General features: G+C 45.4%; 26 protein-coding genes. 8 read left to right on the top strand and 18 right to left on the bottom strand.

Features of this window, described 5'->3' with window-relative positions:
• The first annotated feature begins 8 nt into the window (after positions 1 to 8).
• The 4 genes from ACXAGV_RS05120 to ACXAGV_RS05105 all read left to right on the top strand — a co-directional run bounded on the left by ACXAGV_RS05120 (position 9) and on the right by ACXAGV_RS05105 (position 2,661).
• Positions 9 to 482 (top strand): transcriptional repressor, encoded by a 474-nt coding sequence (locus ACXAGV_RS05120; RefSeq protein WP_474872331.1) that lies wholly within the window; start codon positions 9 to 11, stop codon positions 480 to 482.
• A complete protein-coding gene (locus tag ACXAGV_RS05115; protein WP_014951104.1) occupies positions 472 to 936 on the top strand; it encodes a chemotaxis protein CheX in 465 nt (154 codons plus the stop codon). Before ACXAGV_RS05120 ends, ACXAGV_RS05115 begins: the two co-directional genes overlap by 11 nt.
• Positions 926 to 1,363, top strand: a complete 438-nt coding sequence (locus ACXAGV_RS05110; protein ID WP_474872330.1) for a secondary thiamine-phosphate synthase enzyme YjbQ — start codon at positions 926 to 928, stop codon at positions 1,361 to 1,363. Before ACXAGV_RS05115 ends, ACXAGV_RS05110 begins: the two co-directional genes overlap by 11 nt.
• Positions 1,364 to 1,464: 101 nt before the next feature.
• Positions 1,465 to 2,661, top strand: coding sequence for an OmpA family protein (locus ACXAGV_RS05105; protein ID WP_474872329.1), 1,197 nt, complete (start codon positions 1,465 to 1,467; stop codon positions 2,659 to 2,661).
• 144 nt (positions 2,662 to 2,805) lie between these two features.
• On the opposite strand, the gene dnaB is transcribed toward ACXAGV_RS05105, so the two are convergent.
• From dnaB to ACXAGV_RS05080, 5 genes are all read right to left on the bottom strand, one after another.
• Positions 2,806 to 4,191, bottom strand: a complete 1,386-nt coding sequence (gene dnaB / locus ACXAGV_RS05100) for a replicative DNA helicase (protein WP_474872328.1) — start codon at positions 4,189 to 4,191, stop codon at positions 2,806 to 2,808.
• A 116-nt stretch (positions 4,192 to 4,307) separates the two neighbouring features.
• Positions 4,308 to 4,778, bottom strand: a complete 471-nt coding sequence (locus tag ACXAGV_RS05095; protein WP_474872327.1) for a hypothetical protein — start codon at positions 4,776 to 4,778, stop codon at positions 4,308 to 4,310.
• Between the two features lie 265 nt (positions 4,779 to 5,043).
• Entirely contained in the window at positions 5,044 to 6,057 is a 1,014-nt protein-coding gene (locus ACXAGV_RS05090) for a DUF4097 family beta strand repeat-containing protein (RefSeq protein ID WP_474872326.1), read from the bottom strand.
• 13 nt (positions 6,058 to 6,070) lie between these two features.
• Positions 6,071 to 6,583: a hypothetical protein gene (locus ACXAGV_RS05085; RefSeq protein ID WP_474872325.1), complete on the bottom strand. Its 513-nt coding sequence runs from the start codon at positions 6,581 to 6,583 to the stop codon at positions 6,071 to 6,073.
• Positions 6,576 to 7,151 carry an RNA polymerase sigma factor gene (locus tag ACXAGV_RS05080; protein ID WP_474872324.1) on the bottom strand — a complete coding sequence of 192 codons (576 nt, stop codon included), beginning with the start codon at positions 7,149 to 7,151 and terminating at the stop codon, positions 6,576 to 6,578. Before ACXAGV_RS05080 ends, ACXAGV_RS05085 begins: the two co-directional genes overlap by 8 nt.
• Before the next feature lie 110 nt (positions 7,152 to 7,261).
• On the opposite strand from ACXAGV_RS05080, the gene ACXAGV_RS05075 reads away from it, so the two are divergent.
• Complete coding sequence (locus tag ACXAGV_RS05075) at positions 7,262 to 7,912, top strand: MOSC domain-containing protein (RefSeq protein WP_474872323.1); 651 nt, start codon at positions 7,262 to 7,264, stop codon at positions 7,910 to 7,912.
• 517 nt (positions 7,913 to 8,429) lie between these two features.
• On the opposite strand, the gene ACXAGV_RS05070 is transcribed toward ACXAGV_RS05075, so the two are convergent.
• The 6 genes from ACXAGV_RS05070 to rpsF all read right to left on the bottom strand — a co-directional run bounded on the left by ACXAGV_RS05070 (position 8,430) and on the right by rpsF (position 15,537).
• On the bottom strand, positions 8,430 to 9,521 hold the full coding sequence (locus ACXAGV_RS05070) for an MBL fold metallo-hydrolase (RefSeq protein WP_474872322.1): 1,092 nt from the start codon (positions 9,519 to 9,521) through the stop codon (positions 8,430 to 8,432).
• 149 nt (positions 9,522 to 9,670) lie between these two features.
• The gene (locus ACXAGV_RS05065; protein WP_474872321.1) at positions 9,671 to 10,759 is read right to left on the bottom strand and encodes an efflux RND transporter periplasmic adaptor subunit; all 1,089 of its coding nucleotides are present in this window, start codon (positions 10,757 to 10,759) and stop codon (positions 9,671 to 9,673) included.
• A gap of 13 nt (positions 10,760 to 10,772) precedes the next feature.
• Positions 10,773 to 13,958 (bottom strand): efflux RND transporter permease subunit, encoded by a 3,186-nt coding sequence (locus ACXAGV_RS05060; RefSeq protein WP_474872320.1) that lies wholly within the window; start codon positions 13,956 to 13,958, stop codon positions 10,773 to 10,775.
• 459 nt (positions 13,959 to 14,417) lie between these two features.
• On the bottom strand, positions 14,418 to 14,870 hold the full coding sequence (gene rplI / locus ACXAGV_RS05055; protein WP_202262762.1) for a 50S ribosomal protein L9: 453 nt from the start codon (positions 14,868 to 14,870) through the stop codon (positions 14,418 to 14,420).
• A 26-nt stretch (positions 14,871 to 14,896) separates the two neighbouring features.
• Positions 14,897 to 15,124 (bottom strand): 30S ribosomal protein S18, encoded by a 228-nt coding sequence (rpsR, locus tag ACXAGV_RS05050; RefSeq protein WP_012519954.1) that lies wholly within the window; start codon positions 15,122 to 15,124, stop codon positions 14,897 to 14,899.
• An 11-nt stretch (positions 15,125 to 15,135) separates the two neighbouring features.
• Positions 15,136 to 15,537: a 30S ribosomal protein S6 gene (gene rpsF, locus ACXAGV_RS05045; protein ID WP_014951120.1), complete on the bottom strand. Its 402-nt coding sequence runs from the start codon at positions 15,535 to 15,537 to the stop codon at positions 15,136 to 15,138.
• A 245-nt stretch (positions 15,538 to 15,782) separates the two neighbouring features.
• Between rpsF and ACXAGV_RS05040 the strand changes: the two genes are divergently transcribed.
• The 3 genes from ACXAGV_RS05040 to ACXAGV_RS05030 all read left to right on the top strand — a co-directional run bounded on the left by ACXAGV_RS05040 (position 15,783) and on the right by ACXAGV_RS05030 (position 18,415).
• The gene (locus ACXAGV_RS05040) at positions 15,783 to 16,070 is read left to right on the top strand and encodes a YebG family protein (RefSeq protein WP_014951121.1); all 288 of its coding nucleotides are present in this window, start codon (positions 15,783 to 15,785) and stop codon (positions 16,068 to 16,070) included.
• A 222-nt stretch (positions 16,071 to 16,292) separates the two neighbouring features.
• Entirely contained in the window at positions 16,293 to 17,117 is an 825-nt protein-coding gene (locus ACXAGV_RS05035) for an ABC transporter ATP-binding protein (RefSeq protein ID WP_474872319.1), read from the top strand.
• A complete protein-coding gene (locus tag ACXAGV_RS05030; RefSeq protein WP_474872318.1) occupies positions 17,117 to 18,415 on the top strand; it encodes an ABC transporter permease in 1,299 nt (432 codons plus the stop codon). Before ACXAGV_RS05035 ends, ACXAGV_RS05030 begins: the two co-directional genes overlap by 1 nt.
• A 120-nt stretch (positions 18,416 to 18,535) precedes the next feature.
• On the opposite strand, the gene ACXAGV_RS05025 is transcribed toward ACXAGV_RS05030, so the two are convergent.
• From ACXAGV_RS05025 to ACXAGV_RS04995, 7 genes are all read right to left on the bottom strand, one after another.
• Positions 18,536 to 20,119 (bottom strand): methyl-accepting chemotaxis protein, encoded by a 1,584-nt coding sequence (locus tag ACXAGV_RS05025; protein WP_474872317.1) that lies wholly within the window; start codon positions 20,117 to 20,119, stop codon positions 18,536 to 18,538.
• 154 nt (positions 20,120 to 20,273) lie between these two features.
• Positions 20,274 to 21,779, bottom strand: a complete 1,506-nt coding sequence (locus ACXAGV_RS05020; protein WP_474872316.1) for a sensor histidine kinase — start codon at positions 21,777 to 21,779, stop codon at positions 20,274 to 20,276.
• A 72-nt stretch (positions 21,780 to 21,851) separates the two neighbouring features.
• On the bottom strand, positions 21,852 to 22,934 hold the full coding sequence (locus ACXAGV_RS05015) for a methyl-accepting chemotaxis protein (RefSeq protein WP_474872315.1): 1,083 nt from the start codon (positions 22,932 to 22,934) through the stop codon (positions 21,852 to 21,854).
• Positions 22,935 to 23,085: 151 nt separating this feature from the next.
• On the bottom strand, positions 23,086 to 23,397 hold the full coding sequence (locus ACXAGV_RS05010; protein WP_474872527.1) for a hypothetical protein: 312 nt from the start codon (positions 23,395 to 23,397) through the stop codon (positions 23,086 to 23,088).
• A 138-nt stretch (positions 23,398 to 23,535) separates the two neighbouring features.
• Positions 23,536 to 24,792 (bottom strand): sulfite oxidase, encoded by a 1,257-nt coding sequence (locus tag ACXAGV_RS05005; protein ID WP_474872526.1) that lies wholly within the window; start codon positions 24,790 to 24,792, stop codon positions 23,536 to 23,538.
• A gap of 107 nt (positions 24,793 to 24,899) precedes the next feature.
• Positions 24,900 to 25,904 (bottom strand): YeiH family protein, encoded by a 1,005-nt coding sequence (locus ACXAGV_RS05000; RefSeq protein ID WP_474872314.1) that lies wholly within the window; start codon positions 25,902 to 25,904, stop codon positions 24,900 to 24,902.
• Between the two features lie 4 nt (positions 25,905 to 25,908).
• Entirely contained in the window at positions 25,909 to 26,916 is a 1,008-nt protein-coding gene (locus ACXAGV_RS04995) for a TauD/TfdA family dioxygenase (protein WP_474872313.1), read from the bottom strand.
• Positions 26,917 to 26,918: the final 2 nt, after the last annotated feature.

Here is a 26,918-nt window from a genome sequence, read left to right as displayed (position 1 = left end):
TATCATCAATGAACAAAACCACACTTATCCATAAGGCACGCGCATTTTGCGAGCAACGCGGCGCCAGGTTTACACCACTGAGAGAGAAGGTGTACGAGATTCTTGTATCAAAGCACGGCCCTATGGGTGCTTATGAATTACTCGACTCATTAAAAGAAACTGAATCTAGCGCCAAGCCAGCTACGGTGTACCGTGCACTTGATTTTCTCCTTGATTTTGGTCTTATTCACCGTCTCGAGTCTACTAATGCGTTCGTAGCCTGCTATCATTTCGGTTGTAACCACCCTGTCCAGTTTCTAATTTGTGACAGCTGTGGTGATGTCGCTGAAATCCAATCGGAAGGTCTTCAAGAAACCCTCGACAATCAAGCGAAGCAACACGGTTTTAAAGTTTCCAAACAAACGATTGAGGCCCATGGATTATGTGCCGACTGTCAACAAACGGAAGATCACACTGCCCAGGAGAGTGTAAATGAATGCTGATTTTGTGAACCCGTTTATTGCCGGCCTACTAAATGTGCTAGAGACAATGGCACAAACAAAATTGACGCCTGGCAAGCCCAAACGCAAACAAAGCGATATTGCAAAAGGTGACGTCTCTGGTTTGATAGGTATGGTTGGCCCTGATGTTCGAGGCTCTATGTCTATCACGTTCGATGAGTCACTTGCGCTTACTATCATGGAAAGAATGGTAGGAGAGCGTCCGGAGAAACTCGACGCTGAAGTAGGTGACATGGTTGGCGAGGTTACCAATATGATTTGCGGAAATGCTAAACGAGACCTTGCAGAACGTGGATATGAGTTTGGTATGGCAACGCCTATCGTTGTATCAGGAAAGCAACACACAATCAGCCATCAAGTGGATGGCGCTAAAATCATTCTCCCTTTCATGTGCGACGAAGGATTAGCGCATTTGGAAATCTGCTTTGACAAATAATTTCTGGCACTGTGAAAAAATTACACTAAACAGCTACCCGAGAGGATTTCACCTGATAACACAACAGGTGGAATCTGCTCTCCCCAGTATTCGTCATGTTGAAGTTGGCCTTTTACATTTATGGCTTCAGCATACTAGCGCAAGTTTGACAATAAACGAAAATGCCGACCCGACGGTGAGGCACGATATGGAGGCTTTCTTCAACCATAGTGTAAAAGAAGAGCTCTCTTTTTTCAGGCATACTTATGAAGGTAAAGATGATATGCCTGCTCACCTAAAATCGAGTATACTAGGCTGTCAACTTACAATTCCTGTCCAACAAGGCAAACTTGCACTTGGTACGTGGCAGGGTATCATGCTTGGTGAACACCGAGATCATGGTGGAAGACGAACAATTATTGCCACATTACAAGGGATCGCAGCCTAACCCATATTATAAATGGCACAATTTGTGCTAGCATTATTTGCTAAGCACAACACAAAATTATCAAAAATCGATAATCACTCAACGTTAAACAGGATGTGACTATGAAACAACACTTTAAAATGGCAGCGCTATCTCTTGCTGTACTTTCATCTACTAGTGCATTTGCTCAAGACTCTTCTGAGCCAGAATATAAAAACTGGTTCGGCCTTTCTGGCATGTACTACAACACTGATGACTCACGCCCGCTAGACCTTACTGAAGGCGAGTTATACGACGACGGCCGTGGTGTATCTTTTGAATACGGTTTCCGTTTCACTCAAAGCTGGGCTGCTCGTGTTGAATTTACAGCGCTAGACCTTGATTATGCTGGCGGCGGTGACGACAGCGGCGAGATGGTTGGTGTTGACGCACTTTATTTCATGCCTAACGATGCATGGTTCGTGTTTGGTGGTGTTAAGCGCCAAGCGGTGGGTGAGTCAACTACGCTAGGTAACATCGGTATCGGTAAACACTGGGACCTTCATGAAAGCGTTAAGCTTGTTACTGAAATCGCGGCATACCACGACTTTGGTGAAGACTACAACGATTACAGCATTAAGCTAGGTATCGCTGTACCATTTGGCAAATCTACACCTGCTGCTCCTAAAGACAGCGACAACGACGGTGTTGTAGATGGTAAAGACCAGTGCCCAATGACTCCAGCTGGCGTTCGCGTTGATGCGACTGGTTGCAGCGTTGATAACGACAACGACGGCGTTCTAAACAGTGTTGATCAATGTCCTAACACGCCAGCGGGTACTAAAGTAGACGCCACTGGCTGTGCAATTAAAGACGCTGACAACGATGGTGTTGTAGACAGCAAAGACATGTGCCCTGATACTCCGGCAGGCGTTAAAGTTGACGCTAAAGGCTGTACAGTGTTTGACGAAGAGACGGTAGAAATTACGCTACGCGTTCTATTCGACAACGAAAGTGCTGTTGTTAAAATGCCTAAAGATCCAGAAATCTCTGAATTTGCTGAGTTCATGAAGCAGTATCCTTCAACAACTGCGGTAGTAGAAGGCCACACTTCTGCACCAGGTTCTGAAGCGTACAACATGGACCTTTCTAAGCGTCGTGCTGCTAACTTCAAAGAAGTAATGGTAGACATGTACGGTATCGACAGCTCTCGTCTAGAGACTATCGGTTACGGCGAAACTCAGCTTCTAGATACTGATAGCGATGCTGAAGCACACCGTGTTAACCGTCGCATTTCAGTGACAGTTAAAGACACAGTGAAAGTAGCTGAAGAAAAGTAATTCATACTATATGAATTGAAGAAGGCGCCGAAAGGCGCCTTTTTTGTATCTGTAGGTCCTAGCTAAACAAACGCTTGCAGAAATGAATGCCTTACGCTATTCAATCATGGCTTGTTAGACCATTAACTCAACTAAAAAAATGCGTTAATACTCATCTGCGATGGCAGGGCCTGCATAGTTATCAAAACGAGAAAACTGGCCTTGGAAGGTAAGTCGACAGGTGCCAATTGGGCCGTTACGCTGTTTACCAATAATAATCTCTGCAATGCCTTTATATTCACTATTTTCGTGATAAACCTCATCACGATAGATAAACATAATAAGGTCGGCATCCTGCTCGATTGAACCAGACTCACGAAGGTCAGAGTTAACGGGGCGTTTATCGGCACGTTGTTCTAGCGTACGGTTAAGCTGCGACAGTGCAACTACCGGCACTTCCAGTTCTTTAGCAAGCGCTTTTAATGAGCGTGATATTTCGGCAATTTCCAACGTACGGTTATCGCTTAGCGACGGCACACGCATCAGCTGAAGGTAATCCACCATGATAAGGCTAATCCCGCCGCGCTCCCGCGCGAGTTTACGGGCTCGACTTCGCACGTCCATAGGTGTTAGACCCGAAGAGTCATCAACGAACAAGCTATCCTTATCTTTGAGCATAGCCATAGTGTTAGATATACGCGCCCAGTCCTCATCATCTAGCTGTGCAGTACGGATTTTAGTTTGGTCTACGCGACTTAACGATGCCAACATACGCATCATGATTTGTTCAGAAGGCATCTCTAGACTGAAGACTAGCACTGGCTTTTCTTCTGCCATCATGGCGTTTTCAATCAAGTTCATGGCAAAGGTAGTTTTACCCATTGATGGACGCGCCGCCACAATGATAAGATCAGAAGGCTGCATACCACTGGTCATTTTATCTAGATCGGTAAAGCCCGTTGTAACACCCGTTACTTCTTTATTGGTTTTTACCAGCTCTTCTAACCGGTCAATGGTCTTACCTAGAATAGATTCGACATCACGAGGCCCCTCGTTTTCACCAGTTCTTCGCTCTGCTATTTCGAATACTTTACTTTCCGCAAGATCAAGAATGTCTGCACTGTCGCGGCCTTCAGGGTTGTACCCTACTTCAGCGATTTCGTGTGCAACGCCGATCAGTTCCCGCGTTATAGCCCGCTCACTGATAATCTGCGCGTAAGACACCACATTCGCGGAGCTCGGGGTATTTTTAGCAAGTTCGCCTAGGTAAGCAAAACCACCTGCATCTTCCAGTTCGTCATGCTTTTCCAGCTCTTCTGATACTGTAATTAAGTCAATGGGCTGGCTACTATTTAGTAGGCGAGTAACCGCACGAAAGATAATTTGATGTGAACGATTGTAAAAGTCGTTATCGGTAACAAGTTCCGCGACCTTATCCCAGCTTTCAGGGTCGATAAGCATGCTGCCTAAAACAGACTGCTCAGCCTCAATGCTATGAGGTGGAACCTTCAATTTATCAACATTTTTATCGTTGTTAGACGCAGACGCCACAAGTAAAGCCTATTCCAATGCACAAAAAACCAGTTGGATATTATGCGCTTTTAACGCACATGTCTCAACAAAGGAAGCAGGTCTTTTATCACGAGAGCCTAAAAAGGCAGCTTGAGCTATAGCGTTTTTTCTAGCTTCAGAAAAGTGCCATCTACTAAGGTATAAGTGTTGATGTTCTCTTGAAAAATCAGTGTCGACCCCATGATTGCCTCGTTATCTAAACAAGCCAAACTTACTTGGGTGATTGTGTCATCACTGAAATCTAGTGACGACGGTGATGCGCCAAAAGTAGCGTGAAAGTCGCTTCCACTCATCTCTTCGGAGGTATAAACAGGTGACTCGCAAAAGGCTTGGTCAAGTTTCGCGGTCTCTTTTTCGTAGGTTACAGAGCGCCCGAGAAACTGCTCTGATTCAGCTGTTGAGTGAGCGGTAATGCCAACGTTATAAGCTTTAGTAACAACCCAAGTTCCTTCATAATAAGCGGGCTCTTGAACAGCACAACCTAAGGTTAGTGCACATATCCCAAACGCACCGATAATTAGGCTATGAAATCGCCAAAACCTTTTGACGTGTCCAATAATACTCAATTTACTCTCCATATATAAAATTCATTAAAATCAGATGGTTTAACGTACAAGCCAACTAAAAAGTTTACTTGTAATGGCATGATTATAGAGTTTTAAACTTTCCCTATAGTTCTAACTAAACACTCAAATATCAGCATTTAGCGACCAAACAAAAAAGCTGCGTACAAACGCAGCTTTTTTAACGTCACCACATACACTAATTAATAAATGTGGTCTAAATTGCTTTTTTCAAGCTAGAGTCTCAATCAAGCTTACTATAGCTTATTCACTTTTGGTCTATTTCAACTCGGCCGTGTACCGTAGAGATGTCTACATTTGCAGCACCACCGTTGTGAATAAAGCGTAGCCAGCTACCCGGACCATACTTCGGTTTTTGGGCTTTTTCATCGCTAATGTTATTTACAATGTTGCCGCCTGCGTGGGTCTCAATATCAAACTGCGCTGACACGCCTTCTTGGAAAAGAAACTCCATCGCGCCACCAACCGAATTAGCTTTAATACTGCCATTCGCATTCAGCCCCAATTTTGCAAAAGTACGACCGTTAACCGTGTTTATTTGTAGGCTATCAACATTTTGCAACGATAAATCAATACGTCCATTCACAGTTTCAACAGATAAATCAGGGCTGCTCGATACGATATCAAGCTTTCCATTTACCGCAGTAAAACTCACAGGCGTGCTGCCTTCGTGAGTAGCTTCAATATCCCCGTTAACTGTGCCAGCTTCTAACCGACCTCTGACGTTTTTTAATAATATATCGCCATTCACCGATTCAACTTCGACGCGCTCACCAATGTTTTCCAGCGTCACATTGCCGTTAACCACCTCTACATCTACCGCTTTTGTTATTCCTTCAGCTTTAACATCTGCGTTGACAGCGGTGTAATGAAGATCGCTTGCCGATGGCACGTATATAATTAGGTCGTCACCATCTCGACTTTTTTGATACCAACTCTTTGAGTGGTGCTCAACCTCTACGTGAATAACAACAACATCGCCGCGCTTTTCGAAAATAAATTCTTCGGTTTGATCACCAAGCTCTCCTGTTACCCGAACCTGAGCTTTATCCCATACTCGAATATCAGCCTTTCCATCAATATGTTCAATATCGATTTTAGGAGAGGATGAAGTATCAATGGTCTTATCAACTTTTTCACCCGCAAAGGCGGCCGTAGCGATACTTAATAATGCAGTAGTTAGCACAGCTTTAACCCCGGTAGATGTGCTGAACGTGTGCATTAACTTATCCGATATTGTGTTTTTCATATTTACATTCATGTTGAAGCCCTTATTAAATTTGCTGCCACTTTGGCGCGTGCACTCGCTCAATTAAGGCAATTTGTTGTTGATATACGTGATGCAGCATTTTGATTAATGCTGAGTTGTCTGGGTCGTTTTTTAACGCTGCTTTAATAACATCCGCGGCATCATCTAATTCTTTCAACTGTTCCTGCCAGTCTTGAGTTAACGCAGGTGTACTTTTATAACTTGCTAGCAAGCTGCTGACTTGCTGCTGCTGTTGGCTGCTCATTGCGTCAATCAGGGCGTAGCCATCGCTTCGACTTCCATCAGCTTTAAACGCAAAAGGAGCCGCGAACCACAATACAGTAACTAAACAAACGCTTGCGGCTATTGCCATCCACTGTTTTGATGTAACCGTAGATGATGAAGCGTCGTCTTTTGAAGCATCGCCTTGCTGCGACGTTATGCCGAGTTCAATACCTCGCCACAAATCTCGTTCTGGCTGCTTCTCTTTCGATATCCCAGAAATATGCTGAGCAAGCTTGTCGTCAAAATTACTCATCATCGACTCCCATAAAATCTTTCAATAATTGCTTAGCACGGAAAAATTGTGCTTTGCTAGAGCCCACTGCCATGTTCAACATGCTGGCAATGTCTTCGTGCCTGTAACCTTCAATTGCATGGAGGACAAAAACCATTCTGGCTCGCTCGGGTAAGCGAATAATTAATGCTTCTAAATCCACATCGGTGCTGTTTTCTTCAGCCGGCATCTCGTTAATACCGCTGTTTTCCAAGTTAAACATTCGCTGCACCCACCCTTTCTGCTTACGCATATAAGAGATGGTAATGTTTGCCGTAACGCTGTGTAACCACGTGGAAAATTGGCTTTGCCCATCGAAATTACCCAATTTTTTCCACAGCTGAATAAAAACTTCCTGAGACGCATCTTCTGCCATTCCTTTTTCACCAGTAAGCCGATAACACAGTGCGTAAACTCGGCCAATATGTTCGTCGTAAAGAGACCTAAACGCCTGTTTGTCGCCCTCTTTCGCTTTAGATATAAGCTCGTGTTCGCCTTTGTTACCAAACACCACATTGGCGTGTACAACACGTTGTTGTGTGTGTTCCATTCTTTTCTCTTTGTTATTTGTGATGCTGATTAGCATTATTAGTGTTATAAGGTTAGTCGTACCCTATAGTAGAAAGGTTTAAATACACAAAAAAAATTTTTGGAGTTGCCATGTCTGCCACCTTTACTGTTGACGCTTTGTTTGCTGGAAAACCTCAACCACTTGGCCCTCGTGGGGCACCAAGTAGCATTGTCAAAAGCCCTGTTGACGCATTAACGGTGCACATGGACAGAACCGATGAAGACGAGCAGGCCAACAAACGTCTTCACGGTGGGCCTGAAAAAGTGCTACATCAGTTCAACCCGATCAACTATCTGACGTTAAGAAAACACTTTCCTGAAGGTGACTTCTCGCTAGGCAGTATTGGCGAGAACATCAGTGTTGAAGGCATGGACGATGCCACCGTTTATATCGGAGACATTTGGAAGTTCGGAGAGGTAGAGTTGCAAGTAAGTGCACCCCGCGCGCCTTGCAATAAAATTTCCCAACGCTTTGGCATCCCCAACTTAGATAGATTTGTTGGAGAGCGAGGCATTACTGGCTGGTACTACCGAGTTATTAAAATCGGCACCATTAACGTTGGCGACGAAGTAACACTACTGCACCGTGAGGACGATACCGTTAATGTTCATACTCTTATGCAGTGCGCCCACACGAAAGCCGACAAAGCACTGGCTCAAAAGCTAGCTAAGCTTGAACCTCTTGATGATGAGTGGCGTGGGAAATGCCAAAAGATTGCGGATAGAGTTGCGGATAAATAGAAGAATTTGAGTAGATAGCCTTACCATCTCCGTCTTGAAAAAGAGGTACTTCATTGTAAAAAAACGGAGAAACTTCATTTTCTAAGCGGCGAAGTATGGGGGGCAATTTCGATGGCGTATTTACATAAACCGAAAGTGCACACCGTTTTGAATTACAGGAAATGTAATAACCCACCTCTTCTTTAGCGTACGGCTTAAAAATTTGATTGAGTGCATTATGCATTAGAGCGTATTGGTAATTCTCGGAATCAGAAAGCAGGTACTCCATATTAACCCTGCAGTTGTCTATGCAGCCTTTATACGGCGCTGAGAGTTGGGCAGGCTTCTCATTTATCAGATATGCCCAAATCCCAAGATAACTGCACAATACAATAGATAAAGCAATAAAAGCACTACTTCTTAATTTAGACACCTTCAATCCTTGAAAATAACACTAGTTCCTATTTGATTAAAGAATAACCATAATGGTGAGTTTGGGCAAGTTTATTAGTGATAAGACCTGAATGATAGACAACTGTTAAAATGACACTTTTTCACCTTCATTTAAAATTACCCAAGGCATAGCGGGTTCTAGTTGCTTTTTCATTTTCATCAGTCGAAATAGCGCAGAATGTGAGGTTTTGTCACCCATCATCCAGCTCGCATTTCCATAGCCCCAGGGCACTACGGCTTTACAGCCTAGGTCTTGGGCCGCAACGATGGCATCTTCTGGCGTTGTATGTACCTTGCGATACCATTTAGGTGAGGTTTCGCTGAAATAAGACGCGATAGGTAATAGGCAGACATCTATATCACCAAAGCGGGCTTTAATATCTTTGAAGTGGGGTGAATATCCCGTATCTCCCGCAAAGAACAAGGTGTTGCCTTCATGCTCAAAGACCCAACCACCCCACAATGTTGCATTGTCGTCCTCGTATAAATACGGCACCCAAATTCGGTTACTGAAATGATGGGCAGGCACGAAGTGAATAGCGGTGTTGCCTACGTTTTTGCTGGTATACCACGCCATCTCGCTAATGCTATAGCCTCTGTTAGGGAAGTGCTCTGCGAAACCTAACGGAACAAGATATTCGGGATTTGTGCCTAATTCGGTAATATCGGCTTTATTAAAATGATCATAGTGAATATGGGAATAAACCACAGCATCGGTTTGTGCTCGTTTTTCTTCGCTAATAGTGGCTGGCGCATTGCGGCTGAACCCTTCTGCCAGTCGAAACGCCCAATTAACGGGCCAATCAAACTGCCCAAACACGGGGTCGATAAGTATTTGCTCACCACCTGCGGTATTAAGTAAAAAGCTTGCGTGCCCTAACCAGGTAACGGTAAACCCGGTGTTCGATTTCACTGTCGGGTTGTTGCCAACAAACTGACAATTCTGCATCTCACTTTCACATTCAATATCGGCAGACGCTGGGTAGCAATCATTAGTGCACGTGACGGGGTATGCTTTAAAACCGTTGTAAATATTGCTAAATCTGTCCTCGAAGCCAGGTTCATTGGAGTACTTAATTACAGCCTTGCTCTCGTCTACTCTCGTTACTTGATTAGGTGCTGCACACCCAACTAGCATGCCGGTTGTTATAAAAAAGGTGGCGATATACTGCTTCACTTGCTTTAGTCCCTTAATGTCTCGCTCGCTAACGAATAACTAGATTGGCTAACAGTCTAATTAGTAGCATGCAATTCGCCACCTTTTATTTGTAACAAGTTAACCGTCTCTTTATCGGAAGAGAGCTGGCTGGCTTGCTCGTTCCTTATTTAATTCTTCGCTGTCAAAGACTCACGCTCATCGTTGTAACGTACTTTCTGGCCTGCACGCAGGCGTTCAGCTCCTCTTACCACAACCGAGCGCTTCGGGTTCACATCACCAAACACTTCAATTCTATCGCCCATGCCCACCCCGGTTGTCACCTTAACCTGCTCCGCTTCATTATTTTCATTGAGCTGATAGATAAAGGTGCCCGACTTTCTTAGTACTAGTGCATCGCGGGGTATGGTGACACCGTCATGAGTATCGCTGCTAGGTAGTGCCACGCGTACTGCACTGCCTATAGGAAAGTCACCTGGGTTGATGGCAATTCGTAGCTCCATCATGCGCGATGTACTGTTGCCTACCGGTACAATGGCACGAATAGATTCTTCTACTTGGTTCACGTTATTGTGAACGCTAACGCTCATGTCGTTAGCAATATAGGGTAATACGTTAAGGGGGGCGCGCACCTGAACTTCAACGCTATCAGGGTTTACCACGCGAAGCAGGGTTTGCCCTACCCCAGTGTATTCGCCCGGCGACTGCAGCCTTTCAACCACCAAAGCCGTAAAGGGAGCACGAATACTGCTTTGTGCTATCTGATATTCGGTGAATTCTAAATCCAATTTGGCTTGCGCTAACTCCTGCTTAGCATTCTCTAAGTCTGCTTCCACTTCCTCTAACTCACCTCTGGACGTGTTTTGACTGGCCTGAAGGTTTTTGTACCTCGCGAGACGTTTAGTAAACAGTTCAACCTGCGACTGCCATCTGGCAATATTTGAGGCATTTTGATTGCGGGTAATGCTTAAGCGAGTATCGTCGACTTTAACTAAAGGCTCCCCTGCTTTAACCACATCACCTACATCTGCCATCCAAGTGATGCGACCGTCTACCTCAGAGGCAAGGTTTGCATCGATAACGCTTAGTACCGTTCCAGGAACCCAAGTTAGTTGTGAAATCGCTTGCTCTCTGGCTTCATCTATTTGTACCAGCACCGGCGGAGGTTGATTGCTATTCTGTGCTTGTGCGCTCAACGATACACTGCTTGCAAATAAGGTAAACAAACTAAGGGCGAGAGTAGAGGTCATTGCTTTCATGGTTGTCTTTTCCTTACACATGATCGTTGTATTTATTTTGTTTTACGGTGGATGAGGTAGTCGGCGAAGCGCCAGTTCTCCCTATGCGATCGGCCAGGGGTTTGAGTATATTTACAGATGACGTTGAAGCCGTCATACGCAGCAAGGTAGGCAGTAATAGCAAGGTAAATATGGTACTCACCGTCATTCCTCCCACAATAACAGCCGCAAGACCTCGATAAATAACGCTGCCTGCACCAGGTAGTAACAGCAGGGGCAGCATGCCAAAGATTGAAGTCAGCGTGCTCATAAAGATAGGCCGTAAACGTAGTTTGATGGCTTGTTCTACCGCGTCATCACGGGTCAGCCCTTCTTGCTGTCCTAGGCGAGTCTGATGCACGAGTAAAATGGCATTGTTCACCACAAGCCCTAGCAAAATAATGAAGCCAATCATGGTTAACAGATCCATTGGCTGGAAGGTAAAGATGTTCATGATACGAATAGCAATCACCCCGCCCACCGTGGCTAGCGGAATAGAAAGTACTACCAGCACGCTGTCTTTTAACGATTTAAACAACCCCGCCATTAACAGCAGTAGCAACACCATGGCAAAAAGAAAGTTATCAGCCATCGAGGCAATAGCGCCTTTTAAGCTATCCGCGCTACCACCATAATTAATAGCGCCATCGGTAGGCATCATGGCCATAATGGCGGGCTCAACCTCAGAGGTAATCACTTTCATGGCTTCTTCTAAACTCATCCCCTCTGGCGGATTTACGTTTAGCGTAAGGGTTCTTCGACCATCAATGCGCTGAATACGACTGGGACCTACGGCTCTTTCAATACCTACCAGTTCGCCTAATTGCACCACCTCGCCTGATGGCGTCATGACTGGCGTACTGTTCAAGTCTTCGGGTGTAAACCAGGGAGCTGAGCGGAAGATAATATTCATGCGTTTGGTGCCATCGAAGTACTCCCCCACATACATACCATCACCCATGGCACGTACCAGGTTCCCCATACTGCCCCGATTTAACCCGACTTCCATCATTCGGCTGTCATTAGGGTAAAAGCGAAGCTCTGGTTCGGCTTGCTCTAGAGGAGGATTCGAACGCGCATTAGCGTTAGGGAAAACTTCTCTCAATTTATCTAAACCTGCTTGCGCAGCAATGCCGAGCATGGCTTGGTCGGTACCTTGAAGATGTATGTCGATTGACCGACCGTTTCCAAAGCCACCGAACAAATTGCCTTGTTGTGAAAAGGTCTGTGTATCCGGCAAATCCTTTAAAATTTCATCGCGAACAATGGCTTCTAACTCTTTGACCTTAGACTGATCTTTAGCGCGCACACCCAAATTTCCGCCATTTGGCCATGTGATAATGTAGTAGTTTTTCAGCGCTGGCTGCTTTTCTCCGTCCATATAGGGCTGCAGTCGCTCTTTGATAATTGGCATCACTTCTTCACTAATAAAGTTTTCACTGGCACCCGCAGGCAAACTTAAGAAGGCGTCAACGGCATCGCGTTTTACGGGCGGCAAATAATCCATGGAAGGCATAAGCAAAACACTACCTGTAATAGGTACGCCCATGAGTGTTATGACTAATACAAGGCGGCGAAGCGGCGTACTTGAAAGCGACATAATAGCGCGGGTTATCTTAGCCCATACCCGCTGTAAGCTATCAGCTGGCATGTTGCCATTAAGGTATCTAGCGGCAACGACAGGCAATACCGTTACCGCAACCACTAGCGACATACACACTGCAATGGCAATGGTAAGAGCGAGGTCAGCAAACAATTGCCCTTCAACATCTTCCAAAAACATGACGGGAATAAAAATAGCAACGGTGGTGGCTGTTGACGCCATGAGGGCACCAAACACTTCTTTCGTTCCCCGATGAGCACAACCCTCCATGTGCGTTTGTGAATTTGGGTATTTATTTTCGATTTCGGCTTCGGCGCTCTTGCGTGTTCTTACAATGTTTTCCAGCACGACAATAGCGGCATCTAGCACCATACCTACCGCGAAGGCGAGTCCTGCCAGTGAAATGATATTGAGCGAGCGACCGGTAAGTTGAAGCACCACAAAAGTGCTAAGTAGTGAGATAGGAATGGCCAATGCCACAATGAGCGTAGCTCGCAGCTGGCGCATAAAGAGCCAAAGCACGGCAATGGCAAGCAGCACGCCTATAAATAAATTGCTGGTAACTAGCTGCACCGCTCTATAGATAAACACTGAGGCATCGAAGCTTTGCGCCATTACTAACTGTTCAGGGGCCAAGTCCTGTTCGTTTATTTGTGCAACTTTTGCTTTTACGGCTTCTAAGGTAGCTAAAACATTGGCGTTGTTTTGTCTGTCTACGCGAATAGAGATAGCCGGATTGCCGTTTTGCACACTGTAGTTTGCACCGTCAGCGCGGGTGATTTTAATTTCGGCAATGTCATTTAGAGTGATAGGGCTGCCGTCTCGCCATTCAAGGATCATTTCACCCATTTGCGTAGGCTCGTAGCGACCTTCAAAACGCAGGGTATAGCGTCTTCTGCCCACATCGACAAAGCCGCCTGAAATATCATTCGCACGCCCCAACTCGTTGGCAACTGCCGTTAGGTCAATGCCTAACTGCGCCGCTTTAAACGGGTCGAAAACAATTTGAAACTCCTCAACGCCGCCAACCCCACTTTCCATACGCGCCCTTGCAACGCCCGGGATAGACTCAAGCTGAGGTTTAATGACATCAGTAAAAAAGGTTACATAGGTATTAATTTCGTTTGGATTGCCCGGTAGGCGCTGAAGAAAAAAGTAGGTCAAAGCGGGGGCGTCTCCCCCACTTCCAGCAAGCATAATATTAGGAGACAAGGCATCGCGAGGTAGTGGCGGTACGCGATTCATGCGGCTAATCACTTCAATGAGCGTTTTCTGCATGTCCGTATCTAAACCAAACTCTAGATTAATCCACGCATTACCTTGGTTTGCCCATGCATTCATCGACTCAAGGCCAGGGATGCCTTGCAGCACTTCCTCTTGAGGTTCAATGATCTCCGACTCAATTTCTTGGGGCGACGCAGCGCGCCACGAGGTCTGGATGTTAATATTCGGTCTTTCAATGTCAGGAAACAGCTGTACCGGTAAATTAAACAGGCTATATAGACCTAAAAATACCAGCAGTGTTATTCCTATACCTACCCCAGTCGCGTTTTTTATTGCTTGCTTAGTGATGTCCATAATATGGCACTTATGCTTTTTATTGTTTGGTTTACTATAGGTCGCGGGAATGACAGAAAAAGTTTAAAGCCATGACACTAAGAATTTCAGCGATTATTAACATTTTGTTTAAATACCATTTAAAAAACGTTATTTATCGCAGATGAGTGGACCTCAAAAATACGCCATTTGTCGGCCCTGGACATATTTAATTACACCCATCGTTAATTAGGCGTCGCGACGTCAAGTGAGGGTACGGATATTTTAAACTCGCCCTTCGGGAAGGTCTGGCAAGCTTCACTCTGGGAATTTAAAAAGCAACGGCCATTCCTGCATTCCCACGCTTTGCTAGGAAACTTACCAGCGCCTTCTGAGTTGGCAATCATCTATGCGGATTGGTATTGATCTTTAAGTATCGAACAAAAATTTAGAGCAAAAAAAAGCCGCTCTAGGAGCGGCTTTCTTCAAATACGTCAGCGATTACGCTTCAGCAATGATGATCACTTTGATTGAAGTGATAACGTCAGAGTGAAGTTGTAAGTCGATGTCATACTCACCAGTCTCACGAAGAGTACCAGTAGGTAGTTTAACTTCTGCTTTTTGTACTTCAACGCCAGCTGCAGTGATTGCATCAGCGATGTCACGAGTACCAACAGAGCCAAATAGTTTACCTTCGTCACCAGCAGGAGCTGCGATTGTAACTTCAGCAAGCTCAGCAATTTTCTCACCGCGTGCGTTAGCAGCAGCTAGTTGCTCAGCAATTTTCGCTTCAAGTTCAGCACGACGTGCTTCGAACTTTTCAACGTTGTCTTTAGTTGCAGGAACCGCTTTACCCTGTGGGAAAAGGAAGTTACGAGCGTAACCAGACTTAACAGTCACTTGGTCGCCCAGGCCGCCAAGGTTGGCGATTTTATCTAGTAGGATGATATTCATCTTAGCTAACCCTTATATTCGCCAAATTACTTGTGTGAATCAGTGTACGGAAGCAACGCAAGGAAACGTGCGCGCTTGATCGCAGAAGACAGCTGACGCTGATATTTTGCGCTTGTACCAGTAATACGGCTAGGGACAATTTTACCGCTCTCAGTGATGTAGTTCTTAAGAGTAGCGATATCTTTGTAATCAATCTCAGTCACACCTTCTGCAGTGAAACGGCAGAACTTACGACGTCTGAAAAAACGAGCCATGGGTGATCTCCTTAAGCGTTGTCTTCAGTGGTTTCAGTTTTCTTTTCCGCGCGATCTTGGCGAGGAGCAGAATCGTCACGACGCTCACGACGAGGCTCTTCTTTCATCATTGGAGAAGGCTCAGTCACAGCAGTCTTAGTGCGCATAACCATGTTACGTAGGATCACGTCGTTGAAACGGAAAGCATTTTCCAATTCATCAACAGCTTCTGCAGACGCTTCAGCATTGATTAGTACGTAGTGGGCTTTGTGCAGCTTTTCAATTGGGTAAGCCAGTTGACGACGGCCCCAATCTTCTAAACGATGAATCTGACCACCGTCTTGCTTTAGGATTGTAGTATAACGCTCGATCATACCAGGTACTTGTTCACTCTGATCAGGGTGAACCATAAATACGATTTCGTAATGACGCATTATAGCTCCTTACGGTTGTAGCCTCGACAGTACAGCCGACTGTATGGAGACAAGGAACGAATTGGGATGGCTGTAAGGGCGCGCATTATACGCAGCAGTTACTAATTGCACAAGCATTAATCACCTTTAGAACAATCATTTGCCCTTTCCCAAACATTACGCTCAGACATTTAATTAAAACACTGTTTATTTGTACAGTAAAATACTGTACAGTTTTTGTGTCTTTAATAAACAGGGGACCTACCATGGCCATTACCACACAATATGTTGTTACGCACAAAGGGGTAGAAAAATTGGTAACTACCGACAAAAAAGAAGCCGATCAGTATGACAAAATGCTCGATGCAGCAGATAACCTTGCTGACTACATTCATGCAAAGGGCATCAAGCTAGACGATAGCGTAGTGGAAGAGCTGACTATTATGCTGTCTAAAAACAAAGATAAAATCAGCAAAATTTTCAAAGGCGCTACCGCAGAAAGCGTATTAGAAGATGAAAGCGCAGAAGTGGTAAAGCTACAAGCTAACGGCTGATAATTTAGGCGCGCTTCTTCTTTGCGTCGTTATGATGAACAATTAATAAGAGCAATTGCCGCTTTAGGCTGATGAGATCTGATAGCATAGCTATACGCAAAAATGTTATTTGATAACATTACCTCAACGCGGCAATGTGTTTTCTCTGGTTTTTAACTGGGTGAACAGACGTGTCGCTTTTGCTAATGTGAACATAAGACGTAAATACAGGTCGGGCTTAGCGTGAATACCATCAATAAAAACAATAGCACTCACTCCCAGCGCAACACAGTGTCAGAAGGGCGCAGCTCAGTGTCTGGAGAGCACAACGCAGTGATTAAAGAGTGCAAAACAGCGATTGAAGTTAGCAATTTACAGTTTTCGTATACCAAAGAAAGCGCCCCCATCATTGACATTAAAGCGTGGCAAGTTTCGCAAGGTGAGCACGTTTTTCTCTCAGGGCCTTCGGGGAGCGGAAAGAGCACATTGCTCAATTTGCTGTGCGGAACATTAACTCCAACTCAGGGCGACATCGCCTTATTAGCGCAGCCTTTCTCCGCATTATCGAACCGACAGCGGGACAGGTTTAGAGCACGCAATATCGGCGTTGTTTTTCAACAATTTAATCTTATTCCCTACCTTTCTGTGGCACAGAACATTAATGCGGCGGTGTATTTTGCAAGTACAAACGTTAGCAAGACAGCATCAGACGCAAAGCTTCGTCATTTACTGGACAAGCTACAGCTTCCTTCTCACGTACTGCATGCGAAAGCTGACGCATTGAGTATTGGTCAGCAGCAGCGCGTTGCCATTGCCAGAGCACTGATTAACGACCCGCAATTATTAATTGTCGATGAACCTACTTCTGCCCTAGATACCGATGCCAGAGATAGTTTTATGTCGCTGCTAAAAGACGTTGCAGGTGAAAGCACCATGATTTTTGTTAGTCACGATAAAGCCATGGAGAGTTATTTTGACCGCCACTTCAGCATGAGTGAATTAAGCCCAAGTACAAACCACATAAAAACGCGGGGCGATGAGGCCACAAAAGCACAGGAGCGTGCGTAATGTTAAGTACCATTGCTATTGAAAGCTTAAAGCGCAGAAAAACAACGGCAATCCTTACACTTTTGAGCATTACCATCAGCATTAGTTTACTTTTGTGCGTGGACATTATTCGCACCCAAGTTAAAACCAGTTTTACGCGCACCGTTTCTGGTGTTGATCTTATTGTTGGCGCACCAAGTGGACAGCTTAATTTACTCCTGTCGTCAGTGTTTAATATAGGCACTCCCACCAAAGGTATTGAATATAAAAGTATTGCTGCGCTTCAATCTAACAAGCAGGTATCGTGGCTTATCCCACTATCTTTGGGTGATACCCACAGAGGTTTTAGAGTAGTAGGTACGACCAACAGCTTTTTCGATCACTTTAAATACGGTGATATGCAATCACTTGAAATGGCAGCAGGCTCGGCATTTTCGCAGCCATTGTCTACCGTTGTTGGCGCAGACATCGCCAAATCATTGGGGTACAAGGTAGGGGATAAGATTATTATTTCCCATGGTCTGGGTAGCGTATCGTTCAACAACCATGACGATCACCCTTTCACTATCTCAGGCATAGTTAAGAAAACCGGTACGCCCGTAGATAAAGCCGTATACGTTACCCTACAGGGACTTGAAGAAGCCCACACAGGGCCAAAACATTCGCCCACCTCAATGTTAGGCCGTAAATCTGCTGACAAGGCAAACGAGCATGAGCATGACGAGCATACAAAAGAACATGCAGCTTACAATAGCGAAGCGTTTACGCCTGAGTCAGTATCCGTGGTGATGCTGGGGCTTAAACATCGGGTAACTGCACTGCAGCTTCAGTATCAAATTAATCAAAGTAAAAAAGAGCCGCTAATGGCTATTCTACCGGGCATGGCACTCGCAGAACTTTGGCAAATTATGGGAAATGTTGAATCGCTATTGCTTGGCCTTTCCGGTCTTATAGTCATCTGCGCGCTTATTGGGCTTGCGACTATGCTGCTAGCAACGATGAGGGAGCGTTATCAAGAAATCGCCGTTTTACGAACTATAGGCGCAGGACCGTTTACCTTACTGCTACTCATACAGATTGAAGCGATGCTGCTTACGATTGTGAGTGCCGCACTGAGTTTAGGCTTGGTAGCTGGGCTTATGAGCGCACTAAAACCTTGGTTAAGCAGCACTTATGGACTCTTCTTAAGTGGCCCACTATTCAGTCAAAGTAGTGTTGTTATTATCTTGCTTATACTGGGGTGCACCTATTTGGTTTCGCTGTTCCCCGCTGTAGCTGCCTACAGACGCGGCCTACATGCAGGGCTTAATGCAAGCTAATAAATACCCACGCCTACAGCGTTGTTTCGGGTTTTATAGGCTTCTATTTAGCCCCACATCTGTGCGCAGATAGGCAAAAGGTCTTTTAATGGAGCGAGCTTAGGAAAGTGGGAGAGAGTATTACTCTCCCACTCGCTTATCTGTACTGAAACGCAATATTAGTTCGTGAACCTGATTAACCGTTGCGCGCAAATCATGACTTGCTGCAAGCGATGCTTCAGATGAATGCTGGGTTTCAGATGCGCCGTCAGCGACTTCTACTAACTGCTGGTTAATATGCTCTGCCACTGTGCTTTGTTCTTCTACCGCTGAAGACATCTCTACCGTCGCGTCAGCGATACCTTTTACTGCATTGTTAATTTCAAACAATGCACCTCGGGTCTCTTCTACTATAGCGCTGCCGTGCTCTGCTGAAGCTAGCCCTTCCGTCGATACCCTTACAGCGCGGTCAGAACGCTCAGCCAATTCATTAATGATGTTGTGTATCTTATCGGTCGATTCGCGAGTTTTCGAAGCTAAAGTACGAACTTCATCAGCAACAACCGCAAAACCTCTTCCTTGTTCGCCAGCCCTTGCAGCTTCAATCGCAGCGTTAAGCGCTAACAGGTTAGTTTGCTCTGCGATGGTCGAAATAATGTTGGCCGCTTCACCTATATCGCTGGTTGACTGAGCGAGTTCTGTCACCGTGGTAGAGATTGATTCTACCGCTTCACGTAATGCCACAATCGCCTGCATGGCCTCTTCCGCTTTTTGGTTTCCGGTTTCTACGTTGACCGCAGCTGTTTTCGCACTTTTCGCGTTACCTTCAACCCGCTCGGCAACTTCTTGAATCGCTTGACTCATTTGCGTTACCGCAGACGCGATTTGCTGTGTAGCTTGATTTTGCTGAACAACAGCCGCACTGGTGCTTTCCGCTTGTTGATGCGTGGTGTTAGCTATTGATTCGAGCCCCGCTGATGCATCTTTAATTCGGGTTAACGCCGTACGATTTCTGGCAAGTTCACACCCAAGTGCAAGTTTGGCTTGGCTTATGTGAGGGGAATCGGGAAAGTAGGTCTGTGCCACCGTTTCATTAGCATAGCTTTCTGGGCTAAGAGAAAGCAGCGCGCCCCAGTCTTTCCTTGTTTTGGCTTCTTGAGCGGTTATCAAAACGATAGCCCCTACTAGAGCAATACCGGCCGCAGCTACGCCGTGGGTAAATGCAAGAGCTAATACCAAAACAGCGCTTACCAATAATGTTGTCGCCATCTGGGATAGGCTTTGTCCAAACCGCGATATTGGCGATACTGCTGATTTCCCTTCTTGTATCCTTGCATAAATACTGGATGCCCTCTCGATTTCGTCGTTTAACGCAGGCACGCGAACCGATTCATAGCCCACGACTGTTTTCCCTTCGTAAATGGGGGTCACAAACGCCGAAACCCAGTAATGATCGCCATTTTTCCTTCTATTTTTAACCAGCCCAAGCCAGCTTTGCCCAGACTCTAAGGTACGCCACATTTCTTTGAAAACAGGCGCAGGCATATCCGGGTGACGAATCAAATTATGATTTTTGCCTATTAATTCTTCGCGGGTATAACCACTCGCTTCTACAAACTCACTATTACAATGTTGGATGACGCCACGCTTATCGGTTGACGAAATAAGGCGGTGGTGGGATGGAAACTTATACTCTTTTTGGGTAACAGGCTGGTTATTTCTCATTAAATGCTTTCTCCATTTTGCAAAGTACTCATCCGTAGAGCATAAAACCTTTGCTATCTCATAAGACTAGATCATAAACAGCGGCTGTCTAGTTTAAGAAAAAATTTAGAGAAATGTTATATTTTATCAGACAGTTAGAAAAGAACTTTATACTTTAGACCAATGGCAACACGACGGCTACTTTTGTACCTATGCCCTCAGCACTGACAATGTCAATCCTGCCATTGTGCTCCTCAACAATAGTCATTGAAATAGACATTCCGAGTCCTGTGCCCTCACCTGGCGGCTTGGTCGTAAAAAAAGGCGTAAACACTTTGCTGAGTGTTTCTTTTGACATGCCTATACCCTCATCTTCAACCACAAGAGAAACATCATGCCCCCCTTTTTGCACTTTTAGCGTTATTCCTTTCCCTTCAGGGGTGGCATATATCGCATTAGTTAAAAAATTTACAAGCACCTGCTGAATCTGCCCTGAGTTACCGTTGAAGAAAGCGTCTTCTTCAGGCATTTCAAAGCGCACCGTATTGCGATAACGATGCAAATTATTAGTGAGCTTTATCGCTGTATTCATGGCTTCGACAGCACTAATTTCAGAGTGCTTGCCCGAGCCTGGATAAGAAAAACTTCTCAACGCTTTCACGATTTCGATTATACGCTCAATACCTTCATGAGACTCATCAAACATTTCTGCAATTTCGGTCGCGCTGTCTTTTAGCGAAAAACGCTTTTCTAGTGCCACGAACTGAGCTTCAATTTCCCCCCCAGCTTCTTTACAGAGGCTACCTATTTCCTCGAGAGCGCGTTGATAATCATTAAAGATTTCTTTTGCGACGACAGTGTTACTTCGCACATAACCAATTGGGTTGTTAATTTCATGGGCAATACCTGCAGCAAGCTGGCCTAACATAGCCATTTTGTCAGCACTGACTAACTTTTCTTCAAGAAAATCCCGATCCTTTTTCACGTTACTCAGTTCTAGCTGTCTGGTATTTAGTTCACTTTTCTTATTTTGGTATCGAGACGTGATATTGAGGTAATGCTTCGTGGTATCTAATACGTAAAGCGTTTCTTCTTCCAAATTATCGTCTTTGGTCAACAATACTAGCCACGTATATTCCCCCTGCGACATTTCATGCATAAAGTGAAGTAAGCGAGACTCTTTATCTGTTTCAGGCTGTATTACTGCACTAACACACCAATGGGAATAGCTTTCTTGTAAATCTAGTGGTGTTTCCTGCTTGATAAATTGGGCTAAGGTGGGGGACGTAACCCAGCCCTGTCCCTGAACCAGCACGCTGTCATCGTTACCAATAATGAGTTCGCCTTCTTTCACAGTGAAGGCTTTACCACAAAAAGCACCGCTAAATTCGACTGCAGACTCAAGGGCCGAGAGTATATAGCTTTCTCCGGATGTAGCATGAGTAAGTTGTGAGGCCGTACGGTTGAGGTAAAGAAGCTCGCGCTCTCTTTGTTTAGAGTCTTTGAGTGCTTTTCGTAATGCCTGATTAGCGAGATAAGCATCTTGGGAATAAGTTTCTAGAAAAGATTCAGCGTTTTTGCGAGCAATCTTTTGGCGCTTAAGCTGCCGCTCTAGCGAATTAACACGGGCTTCTAGCGCACGAATACGTTCGTTTTCGGTGGAATACGATGTTTCACTCACCCTAAAGCCCTCCCATGTGCGTGCCGCATCTTAATGCGCACGCCATATACTAATACTTCAGCACTAGATAGCCTAACTAGCTAATCGGTCAAGAAGCATCATTACACGCTCACTCGCCTGCTCCATTTCTATTAGTTTAGCATCTGCCTCTGCGTTATTACCGGCTTGTTTTGCTTTTATTGCTGCAACACCACTACTATGTACCCTCGCATGAGGTACTTCAATCTCTCTAAAGGCTGTGGTTTGACCGATAGGATTAGTTGCATTTTCACTATACCATTGCCCTAAACGGCAACTCGCGTGATCACTAAATTCAGCTACTGATTTGTTACTAAAGCCACAGAGCACCTCATAGATCCCTGCTTTCCACACAACGTGATCTAGCTTCACTGTCTGTATGAATGTAGTCATTGCGCCTTCACTAATTGTGGCTTTCATACTGTCACAATGCTGAACCATAGTTTGATAGCTGCTATTGAGTTGGTTTATTCCTGTCTCTAATTCTTCATTGTTTCCGCGCAACTCATTAACGCCTGACACCGCTTTTGATGTGGATTGAATGATCCCGTTTACAAGTTCAGAGACTTCAGTAGCAGACTTATTCGTCTCTGTTGCCAATGCTCTTACTTCATCAGCTACAACACTAAACCCACGGCCTGCATCACCAGCACGGGCCGCTTCAATCGCAGCATTTAAGGCTAATAAGTTAGTTTGATCGGAAATACTGGTGATGGTGGTGACAAATTTATTGATATTATCGGCAGTAGTAGACAGACCTGAGATACGCTCGCTCATGCTGCTCATCTGTACATTAAGACCACTCATGTCAGATACTATTTTACTAAGTGTTGTCGCCGACACGCTGAACAAATCGTTTATATCAACAATCGACTGACTTTCCGCATTTATTCGTTCGTAAGAATGTAAAACCGTTTCGCGCACCCCTTCAACCTGTGACAGTGAATCGACTAAACATTTAACCACTGTGGAATTGGCAAATGAAACTTCTTCGTGCTTGGCAGTATCTAAAGCAGCAGCCAACTCTGCATTTTGAGCTTCAAGTGATGACACTCTATCTAGCGTCTCTTGAAGGCGTTTTTCTAATAGGACAACTTGCGCTTCTTTTTCTTCGAATTTGCTGCGTGATACAAACATGTTTAGTTACCAATAATTTTTATAGATTTATTTTGTTCAGATTAACAGAGATTATGTGGTCTTAACCATTAGCCTGAAGTAGCGTTATTGTTTGATTATCGGCAAATATTTCTAAAACTGATGGGATTAATGAAACTATTATCTTTGTGCTTTAGTTGACGGGTAGAAGATGGGGCGCCAGTGGCGCACGACGAGCACTTTGCTTTGGACCATACCAAGTTGATAGATAATCTAATATTACTGGCTCTGCCTCACCAAGCGGCCACAGCTTCTGCGTGTCTTGCATCCAGCGGATAGTTTCAAGCCACCTGCCACGGCTCATGGCATTTTGAGTAATAAGAGAGGGCGAGTGACAGGCACTGCAATGGGCCAGCACTAGATTAAAGCCTTCTGCTTTTACAAGGCCTGATTGAGGATCGACAGCAGGCTGCACATGCTCTGTTGATGAATTTGCCATGCTCATCGTTTTTTTAGTCTCGGTATCGGCTGCAGCAACGGATATATGAAGAAGCACTAATGAAGCAATAAGCCGAACTATTTTGCTAACCATTTCAACTGACCCTTTGGTTATTAAAATACATAAATTCGAGCATTGCCTAGCTTACACAACACGCACAGCGATACGATGACAGGCATTATTTAAGTAACCTTTGGGGTTCCAGCCAGGCAGCACCATTGGCTGAGATTTTCCATGCTCATCTTGTGCTTTAGCCCATACCTCGTAATAGCCCGACTGAGGGAAGTTTATCTGAGTACTGAACTGCTGCCATGCGTGTCTGTTTGCCGGTGCGTTCAGCTGAGCAAGATGCCACGTTTGGCCAAAATCAATAGAGGTAAACACCTTGGTAATCTTGCCCTCGCCACTCCAGGCATGACCGCGGACGTCTAATTTTTTTGCCAGAGGGTGATCGCTGCCTGACTTTGGGTACGTGATTAGCGACTTAACCGGCATGGCTTCGATAATACACATGTCCTCATCGGCCACTTTAGCGCCAGGTGCGACAGATTTACATGGAACCCGATAGGCTTTCCCTAGCATTTTTGCCCCGTCGTGAACGCGATCTCGAACTGCTATTTTCTTAAGCCATTTACCTGACGTTGATGCAGGCCAGCCGCCAAAAACAAGTCGAAGCGGATAGCCGTTCAATAAGGGAAGCGGTTCATCATTCATAGCCCATGCAATTAACGACTCATCTTCCATCGCTTTTTCGATGGGCACGCCTCGCGAAATAGCCGCCTTGCCCGGTGTTCGGCTTAAATGCTGATCATCACCGTAATAACCAATGTAAACCGCATCTTCTTTTACGCCCACTGACTTGAGTACATCTTTAAGCCTTACACCTGTCCATTTAGGACATCCAACAGCTCCGGTAGTCCATTGGTTCCCCGTTGCTGCTGGCGAGAACTCGGCACGTCCATTACCGCCGCATTCCAACGTTAGTTGGTAGGTGTAGTGTTTGAATTGGGTTTTGAGCTCTTCCATCGTGAAGGTTTTTGACTGTTCGGCCGACTCCCCCTCAATAGTAAGCGTCCACGTACTCGCGTCTGGCTTTTGCGGAGGAATACCATTATTTCTTACGAAAAATCGAGAGGCAGGCGTCACGGCATCATCAAGTAGGTGCGCTGGCGTTTCAGCGTTAATAGGCCGGTCGTTGAGTATTGTTAGCCCGTCTTTTCCCTTGATAGAAAAAGGCGTATTCGACTGAGCAAATGCAGCGGGAATAAGTCCTGCTGGCATAAACTGACCATAAACGACTTCAGCACCAAGTAACAAAGATAGGGACTTCAGACCTTTGATAAAACCACGCCGAGTCAGCGTGCTGCTAGTTCGCTGAAAAACCTCTTCGTCGGCCTTTATAGGGTTCTTAGCATAAAGTTCGTGAAGACCTTGCTTTTTCACTTAGACCACCTTATCAGTACAAACGATTTTGTATTTAAAACATGCTGCAAAATGATGAACGGCCTTTACATGGTGTAAAGAAAACCAAGAATAAGCAGTGCAATCCAAAGGGTTTCAACCACTATCATGACTATGGGAAGCACGCCCACTTCAGCAAGCTTGCCCAGGTTTGATTTCATGCCAATAGCAGTAATGGAAACAACCAAAAAGAAACGCGAGACCTGTGTGCCTGCTTCAATCAAAAATTCAGGTAACGTTACAAAACTATTGAGCAACATTAATGCAATAAAACCGATGAGGAAAAGCGGCATTTTAGGTACTTCTCCGGCCTCTGCTTGAGTACTGGCTTTATAGAATCTTTTTATCACAAGCATCATAATCAGTACCACGGGCATGAGCATGGCAACGCGCACCAACTTGGTCAGGGTCGCCATATCACCCGCACTTTCTGACACTGAGTAACCTGCACCTACTACCTGTGCTACATCGTGAATTGTGCCGCCGAGAAAGATGCCAGCTTCGGTATCTGTCATACCTAACTGCCCCGCAATTATGGGGTAGAGCACCATGGCGATAGTAGACATAGCCGTTACACCAATAACGGTAAGTAATGTATCTCGCTCGTGGTTTTCGCCCTTTGGCAGTATGGTAGAGATGGCTAGCGCAGCAGACGCTCCGCAAATAGCGACGGAGCCGCCGGTTAGTGCACCAAAGCGCTTTTGAAGCCCCAGCGCTTTTGCCAAGCCTACGCCCAAAACAATGGTCGTAAAAATGGCGCCAGCGAGCATGAGTGCCGTTTGCCAACCTAACACCGCTAAGTCACCGAGGGCTATTCTTAATCCAAGTAAAACGACACCTGTGCGAAGCAATGTGCTTGCGGTAAAGTCGATACCGCAAGCACATGGCGTATCGTTTTGGTATAGAAACGAAACCGCCATGCCTAACAGTAAAGCGAACAACATAGCAGGGGCATTGTAGTGCTCACTCAAAAACAACGCCGCCATGCCCGTGATGGTGGCAATACCCAGCCCAGGCCAAATGTTTTTACACTTTACTGCTATATCATTCATAGCATTAACGCTCTGAAGCAACCAATGCCACAAGCACTACACGCTTGCGATCGCCAGAGTAAGGGCGACGACCGTGCATCGCACGATAGTTATCCACAATAGCCACGTCACCGTCTTGCCACTCTAAATCAAACGTGAAGTCTTCAGAAAGCTCAGCAATACGCTCAAGTCCCTTTTTCGGGATAGCGCTGTCGTCACCGAACGTGATGGCTGAAGATGGGTTCTCGCGAACGCCTTTCCAGCCCATGTAAGCTGCAATAAGCTGGTTGTAGAACACCTCAGAACCGTCATCCAACTCGATCACAGCAGGAAGTACAGGCGTAATCGCTTTTAAGCTGCCATCTTCTAACCATTCCCAGCTGTAACCCAGTTCTTTGAGCTTAGCTTCACCTTCTTCTACCGACTCAACGCTCAGCGTACTTTTCCAACTGCGGCCTTGACCGGAATTGATGTCATTAGCGGCAGGCATGGTAGTGGTGTACTTCAGACCTTTTTCTTTAAAGTCACTCGCCAGTTCAGGGCTTTCCGCTTTTAATGCTTCAAACAATTTATCTGAACGACACAACGGCGTAGCACCGCCCTCATCTGCTGCAGTTTTACAAAAGAAGAAAAGTTTACTTGGAGAAATAGGCGTCTGAGCCATTTCGTGATGAAGAAAAATCTCTACATCTTTAGGCGCTTCGTTAGCAGTAAATACACGCTCGGTATAGTTAATACGCACCGCGTTAGACAGCGACTCTTGATAAGTAAAGTTAGGATAGCCGAAGCCTGCTGAAAAAACGTCAAAGGTCTCTGCTGAATCAAGAGGGAACCCTCTAAAAAGCAGCGCACCTGATTTAGCAAGTTTTGCCTCAAGTTCTGCCTGATTCGCTTTAACAAACGCAACCGTTTCTTCTACAGTGGAACAGCTTTCATTGTTCACGACTATTTCAGGGAACACGCCGCCGTTGTAGTTGTGCTGAGTAGGTACGCTTGCATACGCTACCGCAGAGCTTTCATTGACGTTTTTCATAG

It is taken from the genome of Alteromonas sp. ABH4_453, from assembly GCF_056160665.1.
Note: the sequence above shows the minus strand (reverse complement) of the source record. Positions and strands in the feature narration are given on the sequence as shown.

What these genes read in the sequence shown, in the direction of transcription:
- ACXAGV_RS05120 (WP_474872331.1), top strand. Translation starts at nt 9, where the DNA reads ATGAACAAAACCACACTTATCCATAAGGCACGCGCATTTTGCGAGCAA.
- ACXAGV_RS05115 (WP_014951104.1), top strand. Translation starts at nt 472, where the DNA reads ATGAATGCTGATTTTGTGAACCCGTTTATTGCCGGCCTACTAAATGTG.
- ACXAGV_RS05105 (WP_474872329.1), top strand. Translation starts at nt 1,465, where the DNA reads ATGAAACAACACTTTAAAATGGCAGCGCTATCTCTTGCTGTACTTTCA.
- ACXAGV_RS05090 (WP_474872326.1), bottom strand. Translation starts at nt 6,057, where the DNA reads ATGAATGTAAATATGAAAAACACAATATCGGATAAGTTAATGCACACG.
- ACXAGV_RS05085 (WP_474872325.1), bottom strand. Translation starts at nt 6,583, where the DNA reads ATGAGTAATTTTGACGACAAGCTTGCTCAGCATATTTCTGGGATATCG.
- ACXAGV_RS05080 (WP_474872324.1), bottom strand. Translation starts at nt 7,151, where the DNA reads ATGGAACACACACAACAACGTGTTGTACACGCCAATGTGGTGTTTGGT.
- ACXAGV_RS05075 (WP_474872323.1), top strand. Translation starts at nt 7,262, where the DNA reads ATGTCTGCCACCTTTACTGTTGACGCTTTGTTTGCTGGAAAACCTCAA.
- ACXAGV_RS05065 (WP_474872321.1), bottom strand. Translation starts at nt 10,759, where the DNA reads ATGAAAGCAATGACCTCTACTCTCGCCCTTAGTTTGTTTACCTTATTT.
- ACXAGV_RS05060 (WP_474872320.1), bottom strand. Translation starts at nt 13,958, where the DNA reads ATGGACATCACTAAGCAAGCAATAAAAAACGCGACTGGGGTAGGTATA.
- rplI (WP_202262762.1), bottom strand. Translation starts at nt 14,870, where the DNA reads ATGAATATCATCCTACTAGATAAAATCGCCAACCTTGGCGGCCTGGGC.
- rpsR (WP_012519954.1), bottom strand. Translation starts at nt 15,124, where the DNA reads ATGGCTCGTTTTTTCAGACGTCGTAAGTTCTGCCGTTTCACTGCAGAA.
- rpsF (WP_014951120.1), bottom strand. Translation starts at nt 15,537, where the DNA reads ATGCGTCATTACGAAATCGTATTTATGGTTCACCCTGATCAGAGTGAA.
- ACXAGV_RS05040 (WP_014951121.1), top strand. Translation starts at nt 15,783, where the DNA reads ATGGCCATTACCACACAATATGTTGTTACGCACAAAGGGGTAGAAAAA.
- ACXAGV_RS05030 (WP_474872318.1), top strand. Translation starts at nt 17,117, where the DNA reads ATGTTAAGTACCATTGCTATTGAAAGCTTAAAGCGCAGAAAAACAACG.
- ACXAGV_RS05025 (WP_474872317.1), bottom strand. Translation starts at nt 20,119, where the DNA reads ATGAGAAATAACCAGCCTGTTACCCAAAAAGAGTATAAGTTTCCATCC.
- ACXAGV_RS05015 (WP_474872315.1), bottom strand. Translation starts at nt 22,934, where the DNA reads ATGTTTGTATCACGCAGCAAATTCGAAGAAAAAGAAGCGCAAGTTGTC.
- ACXAGV_RS05010 (WP_474872527.1), bottom strand. Translation starts at nt 23,397, where the DNA reads ATGAGCATGGCAAATTCATCAACAGAGCATGTGCAGCCTGCTGTCGAT.
- ACXAGV_RS05000 (WP_474872314.1), bottom strand. Translation starts at nt 25,904, where the DNA reads ATGAATGATATAGCAGTAAAGTGTAAAAACATTTGGCCTGGGCTGGGT.
- ACXAGV_RS04995 (WP_474872313.1), bottom strand. Translation starts at nt 26,916, where the DNA reads ATGAAAAACGTCAATGAAAGCTCTGCGGTAGCGTATGCAAGCGTACCT.